This is a genomic window from Flavobacterium sp. LHD-85, assembly GCF_030929595.1.
Classification (GTDB): domain Bacteria; phylum Bacteroidota; class Bacteroidia; order Flavobacteriales; family Flavobacteriaceae; genus Flavobacterium.
In genome coordinates this window covers 222,408-234,585 of sequence record NZ_JAVFVR010000001.1, presented here as the reverse complement: position 1 = coordinate 234,585, position 12,178 = coordinate 222,408, and the positions used below count along the sequence as shown (strand labels likewise).

At 32.2% G+C, this 12,178-nt stretch carries 13 protein-coding genes and 1 tRNA gene; 7 read left to right on the top strand and 7 right to left on the bottom strand.

Features of this window, described 5'->3' with window-relative positions; translation table 11 throughout:
- The first annotated feature begins 124 nt into the window (after positions 1 to 124).
- From RB618_RS00995 to RB618_RS00980, 4 genes are all read left to right on the top strand, one after another.
- Positions 125 to 925 (top strand): SDR family NAD(P)-dependent oxidoreductase, encoded by an 801-nt coding sequence (locus tag RB618_RS00995; RefSeq protein WP_308067095.1) that lies wholly within the window; start codon positions 125 to 127, stop codon positions 923 to 925.
- Positions 926 to 1,018: 93 nt separating this feature from the next.
- Positions 1,019 to 1,396, top strand: coding sequence for a nuclear transport factor 2 family protein (locus RB618_RS00990; protein WP_308067094.1), 378 nt, complete (start codon positions 1,019 to 1,021; stop codon positions 1,394 to 1,396).
- A 56-nt stretch (positions 1,397 to 1,452) separates the two neighbouring features.
- Entirely contained in the window at positions 1,453 to 1,941 is a 489-nt protein-coding gene (locus RB618_RS00985) for a hypothetical protein (protein WP_308067093.1), read from the top strand.
- Positions 1,942 to 2,446: 505 nt separating this feature from the next.
- On the top strand, positions 2,447 to 2,977 hold the full coding sequence (locus RB618_RS00980) for a hypothetical protein (protein WP_308067092.1): 531 nt from the start codon (positions 2,447 to 2,449) through the stop codon (positions 2,975 to 2,977).
- A gap of 58 nt (positions 2,978 to 3,035) precedes the next feature.
- Here RB618_RS00980 and RB618_RS00975 read toward each other — a convergent pair whose 3' ends face one another.
- The 4 genes from RB618_RS00975 to RB618_RS00960 all read right to left on the bottom strand — a co-directional run bounded on the left by RB618_RS00975 (position 3,036) and on the right by RB618_RS00960 (position 6,737).
- On the bottom strand, positions 3,036 to 4,226 hold the full coding sequence (locus tag RB618_RS00975; RefSeq protein ID WP_308067091.1) for a hypothetical protein: 1,191 nt from the start codon (positions 4,224 to 4,226) through the stop codon (positions 3,036 to 3,038).
- 297 nt (positions 4,227 to 4,523) lie between these two features.
- A tRNA-Met gene (locus tag RB618_RS00970) sits at positions 4,524 to 4,596 on the bottom strand.
- 91 nt (positions 4,597 to 4,687) lie between these two features.
- Positions 4,688 to 5,212 (bottom strand): DUF4269 domain-containing protein, encoded by a 525-nt coding sequence (locus RB618_RS00965; protein ID WP_308067090.1) that lies wholly within the window; start codon positions 5,210 to 5,212, stop codon positions 4,688 to 4,690.
- Complete coding sequence (locus tag RB618_RS00960; RefSeq protein WP_308067089.1) at positions 5,205 to 6,737, bottom strand: glycosyltransferase family 39 protein; 1,533 nt, start codon at positions 6,735 to 6,737, stop codon at positions 5,205 to 5,207. The genes RB618_RS00965 and RB618_RS00960 overlap by 8 nt, the downstream gene beginning before the upstream one ends.
- A gap of 231 nt (positions 6,738 to 6,968) precedes the next feature.
- Here RB618_RS00960 and RB618_RS00955 point away from each other — a divergent pair, with 231 nt between their 5' ends.
- Positions 6,969 to 7,388 carry a hypothetical protein gene (locus RB618_RS00955; RefSeq protein WP_308067088.1) on the top strand — a complete coding sequence of 140 codons (420 nt, stop codon included), beginning with the start codon at positions 6,969 to 6,971 and terminating at the stop codon, positions 7,386 to 7,388.
- Positions 7,389 to 7,476: 88 nt separating this feature from the next.
- On the opposite strand, the gene RB618_RS00950 is transcribed toward RB618_RS00955, so the two are convergent.
- Positions 7,477 to 8,022, bottom strand: coding sequence for a DUF4494 domain-containing protein (locus RB618_RS00950; RefSeq protein ID WP_111377332.1), 546 nt, complete (start codon positions 8,020 to 8,022; stop codon positions 7,477 to 7,479).
- A gap of 371 nt (positions 8,023 to 8,393) precedes the next feature.
- On the opposite strand from RB618_RS00950, the gene RB618_RS00945 reads away from it, so the two are divergent.
- On the top strand, positions 8,394 to 8,636 hold the full coding sequence (locus RB618_RS00945) for a hypothetical protein (protein ID WP_308067087.1): 243 nt from the start codon (positions 8,394 to 8,396) through the stop codon (positions 8,634 to 8,636).
- A gap of 29 nt (positions 8,637 to 8,665) precedes the next feature.
- On the opposite strand, the gene RB618_RS00940 is transcribed toward RB618_RS00945, so the two are convergent.
- Together RB618_RS00940 and RB618_RS00935 are read right to left on the bottom strand one after the other, a co-directional pair.
- Positions 8,666 to 9,604 (bottom strand): hypothetical protein, encoded by a 939-nt coding sequence (locus tag RB618_RS00940; RefSeq protein ID WP_308067086.1) that lies wholly within the window; start codon positions 9,602 to 9,604, stop codon positions 8,666 to 8,668.
- Positions 9,605 to 9,691: 87 nt separating this feature from the next.
- Positions 9,692 to 10,231: a helix-turn-helix domain-containing protein gene (locus tag RB618_RS00935; protein WP_308067085.1), complete on the bottom strand. Its 540-nt coding sequence runs from the start codon at positions 10,229 to 10,231 to the stop codon at positions 9,692 to 9,694.
- A 177-nt stretch (positions 10,232 to 10,408) separates the two neighbouring features.
- Here RB618_RS00935 and RB618_RS00930 point away from each other — a divergent pair, with 177 nt between their 5' ends.
- On the top strand, positions 10,409 to 11,875 hold the full coding sequence (locus RB618_RS00930) for a glycoside hydrolase family 130 protein (RefSeq protein ID WP_308067084.1): 1,467 nt from the start codon (positions 10,409 to 10,411) through the stop codon (positions 11,873 to 11,875).
- Positions 11,876 to 12,178 lie beyond the last annotated feature (303 nt).

Here is a 12,178-nt window from a genome sequence, read left to right as displayed (position 1 = left end):
TGCATTCCATTCAATAGCTATTGCGAAACATCCTTCTTGTGAACGTATAAGTATAAAAAAATCTGATTTTGTCTTATGTAATTTATAATGAATAAGTTATATCTTTGAGATAAATCTTGCAAAAATGACAAAAGCAAAAGAAGAAGTAATATGGATAACTGGAGCTTCATCTGGCATTGGAAAATCGATGGCTTTTGAGTGGAGCAGGTTAGGATATAAAGTAGTTCTTTCGTCAAGACGTAAAGAACTGTTAGATGAAGTTGCAGACACGATTAGAGATTCAGGCGGAGAGGCATTGGTAGTTCCGTGTGACATAATGGAAGAAACCTTTATTGAAAATGCCGTCCAACAAATTATTAAAGAGTGGAGGCGTTTGGATGTGGTTGTCGCCAATGCTGGTTTTGGCGTTTTTGGAAGTATCGAAAACCTAACAGCCAAGGATTGGAACAGGCAATTGCAGGGTAATGTTACGGGATTAGCTCTCACGGTAAAATACGCACTGCCACATTTAAAGAAAAACAAAGGACGAATTGGTTTGGTTGGAAGCGTAGGCGCATATCTTCCTAATCCTAATGTGGGCGCATACGGTGCTTCGAAAGCTGCTGTAAACTCTATTGGCCAAACTTTGCAGATTGAATTAATGGGGACAAGCGTGAGTTGTACTACGATGCATCCCGGATTTGTAGTTTCTGAAATTGCACGAATTGACAATGACGGAACTTGGCATCCTGAACAGTCAGATCCTCGACCTTCAAACTTAATGTGGCCTACTGATAAAGCTGCAAAAGTGATGGTAGAGGCTATTTTAAAACGAAAAAGAAATTACATCTTCACGGGACACGGCAAACTTGCCGTATGGTTGCAAAGATGGTTTCCTGGGGTGATGAGATCTATTATTTCAAAAGGGCCAAAACCTGATTTGTAAGTAAGGAGCTTGAATTAAATCTATGTTAAAAGAGCGGCTTTATTTCAATATTAATGTGAAATTTGTGAAATGTCTAATTAACAACAAGATAATATGGAAGGACAAATTATAGAATTGGAAAAAAAATACTGGCACGGCGTTGAAAATAATGACTATGAAACGGTAAGAAATCTGACACTCTTTCCTTGTATAGTTGCTGGAAAAAACGGTATTCAAAGTATCAGCGAAGCTGAGTTCAAAAATATGTTTGACTCTGGACAGACCAATAAAATAAAAGTGCTGAACATTTATGATGTAAAAGAAAACCTAATTGCTGAAAATACTGCCGTAATAGGATATCGTCTCGATTTTGAAATAGTTGATCAAAGTCAAAAAGCGCCTATAAAATGTGTATGTACTTCTACTTGGATTAAAGAAAATAACAAATGGGCGTGTGTGATGCATACTGAAACAGAATTGGAAATAAAATAGTGGTCTGATATTTTTTAATCTAGAAAACAATTTAATCCAAACTTTAAAAACTATAAATGGGCACACAAGAGATATTTGCTGAATGGCATAGAAGAGAATATCCAAGTCAATATATTTGGGAAAATTATACGTATCCAAACTTCGGAATTAGTGATGATCAATTAGTGTGCAGATTGCCAATTAGAATTTTTAATTGTGATAATTGTCAATTAATAATTGATAATGAAGAGATTTCAGAAACCCATAAATCAACAATTGAATATATTCTTAAAAATCAAGAATCATTTATAGAAGACATCCGAAAAGGTATTTTTGATTATTACACATTTCTGTGGAACGATTATTTGAATGAATTTGAAGATGATATTAAATATCCTAATCCAATGAATAATGATGCTCAAATTATCGATTTAATGATAAAACCAAAAGCAATTCATATGGCAGGAAAAATAGAAGAAGGTTATTTTGGAATTTGTTTCAATTCTACATTTGAAGGAGATCACGGACTTGGAATAGAAATGAGAAATTATAAAGTGAAAAAGTAAGGAGCTGAATACGTTGGGTTTAATTTGCATTCTGTGGAATAATTCAACACAACGAATATAAAAAGTTTTAGAGAAAGTCTAGAAAACAAAAAAACCAGATTTTTCTGAAGCTTTACTTTAGTAGCGGGAACAGGACTCGAATCTGTGTCCGCTGCGGCGGATATGAGCCAGACAAGCTGTTAAGATTTTAAATAAAAAAACACCATCTTTTTCAAGTGGTGTTTTTCTTTAGTAGCGGGAAGCATTCAAATATCTAACCAGATTATCTTGGATTATTACAATATTTTAGCATGTGCATCTTAATTTTTCTATGTATAGCCACTCGTATAAGTGCTAAAAAGCATCTATCAAAGTTAATGTCCTTTAGACAGTTTGTAGTGAAAAAAATATATATTTGAAAACAAATAAATTGTAAAATTTATCGTGCATATCTACCCAAACTTGGATGGCTTTGTAAAACATATAAATAAGTTATGGCCAATGCCAAATAAAAATCAAAACTAAAATGAAAAAGATGATTAAATGGATTTTATTTGTTGTAATCTTAATTTCTCAAAATGGATTTTCACAAGCTTGCGGTGGAGGAATACTAATATTCAATATATATACTCTTAATGGAGTAGAAATTGAAGAATTTGACTATGAAATTTTCCCGGTTTCAAAAGAATTATTACAAGAAAAATTTTATAGCAAAGTTATGGTTAAAGAAAATCTAAACAATCCAAATCATTATCTTTTTCAAAAAATTAATGAAACTGGAGGAATTATTATGGAACAATATGCTAATGAAATAATTGATGCAAAAAATGATGAACTAAATAGTAGTTTAAAAAAAATATTAGATTTAAGCGAAATAAACAAAGCAGGAAAAATAAAATCTTCCTTATCTTTTAAAACATTCGAACTTGCTAATTTTCCAATTATCTTGAAAATTAGTCACAAAGAAAAAACTATTTATATTTTAGGTAATTATTTTGGCGGTTGTAATAGAGAAGCATCATTGATATGGAATAATGGGAATGGTAAATTGAATTAAAAAGATAGTATTCTCTTATTAAGAGTGGTTTAACTAATTTGATGTTTGGCTATATTTTTTAGAGAATCCGGAAAGAATCTCCATCAAAAATAAATTTTCCTGAGTAAACCTTTTTCTTTGTTTTCTCATCGTTCATGTATCTCCAGTATTTATATTCTAAAATATTTGTTTTTGAATCAAATTTTAAGAAATAATTTTTATTTTTTTCGTCTTCAGACATTGTATCTCTGATAATACTTACGCTCTTTAATTTTTCTGATGTAGGCAAATCAGGAAGAACATACGTTTTTCCAATGTTAATCTTTTCATTTTTAAATTGTATGAGCGTTGCTGTTTTATTCTCATTTATATCTATACCCCCGCCATCAACACCAGTTTGTAAAACTAAATAGCTGTCATTATTGAGTTTTAAAATAGCATCAATTGGAAAAAAATCTGCCTCTAAAGAATTTGGAATTTTCTTGTCAAGATTAAAATGAATAAAAGATTTGTAATAGGTGTTACAATGTGCTCCGCACGATTCCCCTTCGAATACAAATATTCTAACTTTATGATCAGGCGAGTGATAAACTTTTCCGTCGTCAATAACATCATTTTCGCCAACTTCCGATTCAGATAAGTAGGCCTTATATTTTTTTAAAATTAAAGGTTCATTTAGAGCTGTAATTACAACTAGCTGATTTTCCTTTTTTATATTAAAATCATCTTCTTTTATACCATATCTTAATTTTAATTTTTTTAATTCAGTATAAATTGGGCTTTCCTCGCTGTTGTAAATGTTTTTAGGCAATATTGAAAGGATATAATTGTAGTAAGTTGATTTGCTGTTTTTAAAATCTAACATCGTTGCTGCTTCATTATCGATAATAAAAGTTCCTTCTTTAAAGTCTAAATGATCCACTTTAAATTTTAATCTTTTGGCTCCTTTTGTCTTAAAAATAAGCTGCATGGTGTCTTTTTCATGCACTATAAACAAATGAACATCATTATAAACAATAGTTTCTGATATTATATATGTTTTACTTGGATTATCATAGCGATAGTCTGCTGGCTTATAATTGTCAGAGCTATATGTAAATAATTTATATTGGTGATTCATAACTTCTTTTGAAACCTCTTGCGATTTATCATAAAATCTGAAGTGTATTTCTACCGTGCGAGAAGGCTGAGTAAATCCATAGTAAGGTACTAACGACAGAATAAAAATTTTATAAAGATTATGGAAGGTTGATTTTATAATGGATTTCATAAAAATATCTCTTATTTGCATTTGTGTTATGAGAACTTCTATAGCTTCTTTGTAGAAAATTTAAATCATAAAATATCCTCTTTTAATGCTAATATAGAATTATTTTTTCAAGAAAATGATTACTGCTTATAAATACCTCGCTCTCCGAAGAGTTCCTTATGAAAAACTGTGTAAATGTCTTTAACTTTGCGCATTTTTTTTATCATATTGAACACAAAACATCCCAAAAGTCTCCCGACTTTTGTTTTTTAGTTCTTAAATAAAAAAGCTCCAGATTTCTCTGAAGCTTTGTCTTAGTAGCGGGAACAGGACTCGAACCTGTGACCTTCGGGTTATGAGCCCGACGAGCTGCCTACTGCTCTATCCCGCGATGTTTCGGGTGCAAAGATACACACTAAATACGGTTATGCAAACAATTTTAGTACTTTATTTTTTATAATTTTTCTAAAAGACGATTTTTCTTAGATTTTATAATCCAGCAATTCTTGATAAACGTTTCCATTTAAGCCTAATAGCGCGCCAAATGCAGGTTCGGTTTTTATGCCGCTTTCTTTTAGTCTTATGATGGCTAATCTAAAGTTTTCGTCTCTAGAACGTAGAATTTGGTCTTCAATAAGCATATGTTTGTAGCCATTTTGAAGTTCTGTCGGGATATTTTGTCCGAATATTTCTATTTCAAAAGTTTCAATAAAGAAGTTTGCAACAACCGATTCCTGATTATCAATCACGATTTCTCGAATAGAAAAGTGGTTTTCTTTTTCGAACAAATGCTTAATTCTTTCAATAAAAACAGATTTGTTTTGCCAATAGCAGACAATATCCAAATCACTATTTTCAATATCAATATTTATCGGAATCGTACCAACCAAAATAGGGTCAAACTCAGCAAGATTTTTTAAAACTTGGTGTTTGGTCAAAAGATGAAATGCGTTTTGCTGTTTTCGATTTCCGGTTTTTAAATAAGATATGTCTCTGAAATTAATCATTTATGATATCGCTTTTTTCTTCGTTGATTTCCTGTTCTAATCTTTTATTGATATCGATTTTAGCTTTCGTGAAAACAAAAATCGTAGCGCCATATCCTCTGGCGTATTGATTGGTGACTTGGCCGCCTATAACCGCAGATTCAAAATACGGACTTGTTTCTTTCATTTCTTTGTCGTTTTCTTCAAAATCCTTAATGCGAATAAGGTTTTTGTATGGAATGCTGAGGTCAAACCAATTGAGATAATCGGCGTTGAAAGAAACCGCTTTGATTCCTTTTTTAGAATAATAATTAATAGCTCCAGCTTGTCCGTAATTATCGCAAAGTACAATGGTTTCTTTCTGATTTGGCAGCAAAGCGTAAAGAGAATCTGTTTTTCTGGCCAATTCTTTCCAACCCAGCATATCGGCAAAATCCTGTGGCAAATGATGATCTTTTCCGTCTTCCCAACGAAGCAATCCCAGTTTTTTGTATGGCTCAGAATGTGCAACCATGTATTCAGGACTTTTATTTGGGAAAGCAACTTGGTAAATAGGAATAAAAAGCAATACTGGAATGAGAATAATAATAGGTTTTAAAAAACGTTTCCATCCATTGCTTACAATGTCTGAAATAAAAACAGATCCAAAAGCAAGGTAAATAGGATATAACCCAATAGCATAATACGCTTTTGCTTTGAAATAAATAAAGATTAAAAGTGTGAAAACAAATGAAGCGAAAAAAAGCTGAAATTTTTTGAAAGGCTGGTAAAACAAAACCGCATAAAGTCCAGCTAAAATCACAAATAGTCCGCCGATAAAAAAGAGAACTTGCTCTTTTAGGAAATCGCCTAAATTAACATTGACCAATTGCGTTTCTGCCAATTCCTTCATGTGGTGCACAATAGGAAAATGGTTGCTGTACTGCCAATAAAGATTAGGTAGAATTAGCAGTAATCCTAAAATCAAGGCAAAATAAAACTCTTTTTTGGCTAGAATTTTTCGTTGTTTAGAAAGTAAAATGGCAGGAATTAATCCGAGTAATAAAAACACGATATTGTACTTATTCAAGAAACCGAAAGCAAAAATTACTGCACCATAATAAAGCCATTTTGTGTTTTCTGAAGTCAGGTATTGAATTAAAACATAATAGATTGCAGTCCAGCATAAAACATCAAAAGAGTTTGGCTGATAGAGCATATTTAAACGTAAAAGGCATGAAAGTAAAACGCACAATGCTCCAAGAATCAGAGCATAAAGATTGCCTTTTAAAAGTTCGATAGTTTTCCAGACAATCAAAAGTGTCAAAACGCCAAATAGGGCAGGGAAGAACTTCACCCAAAAAACGGAATTTCCGAGAAGCAGAATAATATACGAAAACCAAGAGGTAACAGGCGGAACCGATAAATAGCCCCAAGCCAAATGATTTGCTTGATCTAGATGCAGGTATTCGTCACGCTGTAAATCGTATTCGGGACTCAGCAAAATATATTGAAGTGCAAATTTTAAAATGATAAACCCAATTAAAATAAAAGTCTTTTTGTTCATGTAGATTTTGGTTTCTTAGGTTTGTTTGGCTTTTGTGTTGTAAGTGGTTTCAAATCAATGCGTAATTCTGTAGCTAAGATAGGACTTATTTTGATTTTTGAATATTGGGAATATTTTTGAATAAAAAGAAGTAAAGTGCAGATGTTTAGATATTTATAATTTTCAAGTGTTAGTTGGATTAAGATTTTTATTACCTTTATTATCAAGCAAATAACTTTAAAAGAAAATACCATGAAAAAGAAATTATTGATTTTAGTTGTCTTTTTAGGGACAATTTCATTTGCAAATGCACAAAGTATTGGAGACGTTACAAAAGCGGCAAGTAAGGCGTCGACAGCAGCGGTGCCAAGTTTTGACGTTGCTAGTGTAGCAAATCAGGTTATGGGAGTGCTATCTCCTAAATTGAAATTAACTGATGCTCAAAAACCGATTGTAAATTCATTGGTAAATGAAACGCTAAACAAAAAGAAGAATATTTTGCCTACAATGGCTACTGACAAGGCAGGTTATACTTCTAAAATGACGACTACTAGAGAGTCTTTTATATCCAAAATGAAAAAGAATATCAGTCCGACGCAATTTGATGCGCTTACTTCTTTATTGCCAAAATCTGCTTCGGCAGTAACGCCATTAGCAAAAATGCTTTATTAAAAATAGTCTGAAATAAAAAAAGCAAAATAGAATTCTATTTTGCTTTTTTTATTTTAAATTTTTCAGAAAAATCTTCGAACGAAAGGTTTTATTCCTCGACAGTCTCAAATTCCATGTGATCTATAATTTCTGCTTCTGGCTTTTCTGGTTTAGAAGCTTTTAGGGCATTAAATCTTTCCAGCATCTCTGTTTCGCCTTCTTCACCGCTGAAATAAGGAAAAACATCCATAATTGGTGTTTCTGTAATAGCCGGAATAGAATATTCTCCCATTGTATTTTTCATTATGTGAAGTGTATTGTCATAAGCTTCACGAACATCATTTGCCTGAACCAGCATATACATGCTTGTTTTTCTCTCCTTACCACTTTCTTCATCATAAGCGATTAAAGTGATTTTAGATTTAAACCATCTGTCTGCATTTTCAAAAGGATGAATTTCGGCATAATTTGCCACTTTGATAGCCGTAATTTTAAATTCTTCACTAGTATAAGCGGCCATTTCCTCAGTCATTCTTTTTTCAGCTTCTGTATAAGACAAAGCATCGACCAAATAAGGCTCGGTTAAAACTTTTTGTCCTCCAGTTTCATCTGTCTTTCTATATTTTACTTTGCATTCGTACCAAGTTGCGCTCATCTCTTTTTAAATTTTAAGGATGCCAAAGATAAATTTTACAGCAGAAATAATAGTTAAATCTTCAAATAGATATTCACAATTTTAGATGGTTTTAGGTAATGTTTTGAAAATCTGAAAGTTGTGTTTTTTACTGAATAATTTGCCTTCGTTTTTTATGTTTTTAATGTAAATGGTTGAAAAACAATTGTTTGTTTTTTAAATTGAAATATTATAGAAAAAATATGAATTTTCTGAAATCCAAATAATCGATTTGTACGTATGTACCAATAACAATGGCTGGGAATGAGGCAGATTCAAATGGTATTGGTTTTTGGAGCATATTGGATCTCACATTTCCAGCTATTGTTTTTATAAATGTTAAAGAGTAAAGATTGGGAAAATTAAACGTTCAGAAGTTAATAGAGACTTTAAAATATTTGGAAAGCAAACAGCGCGAATTAAAAAGACAAGATAAAAATGACACGCGAAGTTTGGAATCGATGATTAAATATTTGAAAAAAGATATGATGGAACAGCACAATTTGTCTGATCATCATCAATTGATTAAACAAGAAATCAAAGACACCGAGGCTTTTATAGAAAATGTCAAAAACATAATCAAAATCAATTCGTAAAACTGTTTTCTATTGTAGAATTTTACATTTTATTCCAATTTAAATTTTTCGTTTTTGCAATCCAGAATCAATTTGTGCTTCAGGAATAGTTTGTTGCCAATCATTCCTTGCATTCCCGAACGTTTCATCAAGAATTTCTGCAGATTTGATGTGCCTTCTATATAAGTAACTTCAGAAAGGTTTAATGTAACTTTTTCAAATTGTAGTTTCTTTTTCGCAGAAGCGGAATAAACGCTTAAAGCATTTCCCCACGAATTTCCTTTTTCGGTTTTTACAGCGCTATTTTTATTGCGGTATTGCTGCCAGATTTCTTTTGTTGTAATCAATTCATAACCGCTAGTTCCAGAATCGTATAGCAGTTTTAGTTTTTCATTTTCGATAATTGAAGGAATAAGAATTTTGCGTTTTTTGAATTCAAAATCAGTAAAATCATCTTCTTTGATTTTTTCGATGAAAGAACATTGATTGGTTTTGAAGTCTAAAACAGTAATTCGTTTTTCCAGTAAATCGGTTCCGATTGTTCCAATTATATTTTCTGCATATGGATTGTCAAAATCGATTTTTTCACCATAATTTAAAACTTCAAAAGTATTTGAAAACACATTCATATTTCCGATTGTAAAAGTGGTAGAAATTGAGGCGTTTTCAATATCAATTTTCAACCGATTTTGAAATTTAATAGCGATTGATTCTACTGATTTTTTATAGAAAACAGTAATGGGTGAACCCGAATCAAACTGCATGTAAAATACCCGATCGATTCCTTTTATTTTTATGGGTAAAAGTAGAGCAGAATGGGAGTTGTCGTTGCTAGAAATCCATTTTGTCGGAATATTTTCTGCAATTCCCGAAACCTTCAAATAGTTCTCTGGCGGAGTGAATTTCTTCTGAAAATAAAAATATCCTCCCAACGAGAAGAAAACAATAATAACTAAAAATACGAATGCAATTTTCTTAAATAATTTCATGGTCTGTTTTTTTGCAAGATTCGGATTTCGTTTCCGATTTTCGTGCAAAAACAATACGACAGTTTTACGCCATTTTTATGACTCTGTTTATAAGAAGTTGTTTTTCAGTTTTATAGCCAGATCTTGTTTTTGGTTTAAACTGATTCCGTTTAGAATAACAATTAGGAGTTTTAAGCTAAGAAATGCAATTAGAGGAATAATAAAAAGAGGAAATTTTAAGGTAAATGCATTTTGGATAAATGGACTTGCAATCATTAAAAGAGAAAGGACAAGGCTTAAAACAATTTGAACACTTACAATTTGTTTTCCTAATTCTTTGTTTACAGCATCCTGAGTTTTATAAGTTAAAATTAAAGGAAAAATAACGCTGCCAAACGGAATAACAAGTCCAGACAAGACAGAAAGATTAATAAGTTTGGCTCTTTCGATTTGGATATTTTCTTTTTTGAGAATAAGATTTTCGGGATTGGTTTCTAGAGCTTCTGCAATAGTTTTTAAGGTAAAGCCTTTCAGAATATTTCCGGCCTCAATTCTCTGGATGGTTCGCAGGGAAAGGCCAGATTTTTCGGCAAGTTCATTTTGAGTCATGTTTTTTTCTTCTCTCAAAAATTTAACAGTATTCTTCATTGCTTTAAATTGGTAGAATAGAACGAAATTATAAAAAAACTTTTGACGAAATCGAACTCAGAAAAAAACTTCGATTAAAGGAAAAAACAAAGTTTAATAAAAAATTAAGTTTTTTTCTTTAACAAAAATCACTAACTTGTTGGATAATAAATGATTCCTATCATAAAATTTCCAGTTATGCGAGTATCCGTTGTACGAAAAAATGTAAAGTTTTTGCCAGATTCAAGAAGAGTTGTTGCCCGATATTTTATGAATGGGCAAGAAAGGACCCAGCAAATGATACTTCGGATAATGTTACTCGATGAGAAACAAGTATTGCAGACTTTGGAGCAGACGCTTCGCGAATTTGCCCGAAGACATCGAAATATCTCGGCTGTCTTTTTTAGACACTGCGAAAGAATAAAACCTATTATAGAAGAAATGCAGATTGATTATGAAGCGATGTCTCTAGACCGTAAAATGCTTATTGGGTCTTACTGCACGATGGAATATGCCATAGAATCGGCTGCGATTTTTAATCCTTCAATTGTAGAAGATTTTGATCAGACGGGTTTAGAAGCAGGAGAAAAACGTGTTATAATTTCTTTTCGTGCAACAGGTGAAGGCCATATTTCATCAATTGTTTTTAGAAGAGCAATTTTGGACCGTGACAATAATCTGCATATCATGAAAATAGGAAATCATATTGATCAGGCAGAAATCGAACATAAAACGTTGTTTAATAAAGAACGATTTTTGACTAAACTGTATGAGATGCATACAACTGATAAATATATTGCTCAGATTATGCAAGATCTTCCGGAAGAATTTGAATTTGCCGTTCTGAAAAATATGCTGATTGAGGCTTTAAAAGATCCTTTGATTCGGGAAGAAAGAAAAGTTGCGCTGGAAGAAATTCTGTGGTTAGCGAATTCTTTTTACGATTTGCAGTTCAAACACGATTCGGATATAACGGAACGTGTCATTTTTCCTATTTCTGATTCTGAAAGCCGTGGAATAGAAGATGCGCGTTTTGTGCGTTTTGTTGATGATAACGGTTCAGATCGCGTTATGGCAACTTATACGGCTTACAACGGACATACAATTTTACCAAAATTAATTTCTACCGAAGATTTTTATAGTTTTAGAGTTATGCCGCTTCACGGAGAAGGGGCGCAGAACAAAAATCTGGCTTTATTTCCTAGAAAAATAAAAGGTAAATATGCCATGCTTGCGAGAATTGATGGTGTGAACAATTATATTATGTATTCTGATCGTGTAACACAATGGAATACGCCAATTCTTTTGCAAAAGCCTAAATTTACTTGGGAATTGACTCAGATAGGAAATTGCGGTTCGCCATTATGGACCGAAGAAGGCTGGCTTGTTATCACGCATGGTGTTGGTACAATGCGACGATATTGTATTGGCGCTTCGCTATTTGATTTAGATGATCCGTCTAAAGAAATCGGAAGATTGACAGAACCTTTGCTTTCGCCTTTGGAAGACGAGCGAGAAGGCTATGTGCCAAATGTTGTGTATTCTTGTGGAGCGATTATTCATAATAATAGTTTGATTCTGCCTTATGCCGTATCAGATTATTGCTCAACTTATGCTGTGGTCGATATGGTTGAATTGCTAGATGCGTTGAGGAAAAGTAAATAAACTTATGTTTTGTTTTTAAGATTAGGGATTTCTTCGTCAGGTTTCTCCAATATCGTTTTGCATGTGTTTGGTATTTTTTCTTGATTTGATATTAACACTGCTGAATTTTAGTTTTTTAGAGCGAAAAGCTATTCTTTCAATCCTAAGAATTCATGTTAGAAAATTAGCCAAATATGCTGTTCTAAATTGTATTAATTTTTTTTTGGAAGGTTATTTTTACATTAAAAAAATAACTATATTTAAAATTCAAAAAACAGGTATAAATACGGGTTTGTAGATTGCTGAAACTTTATACATTCGCCG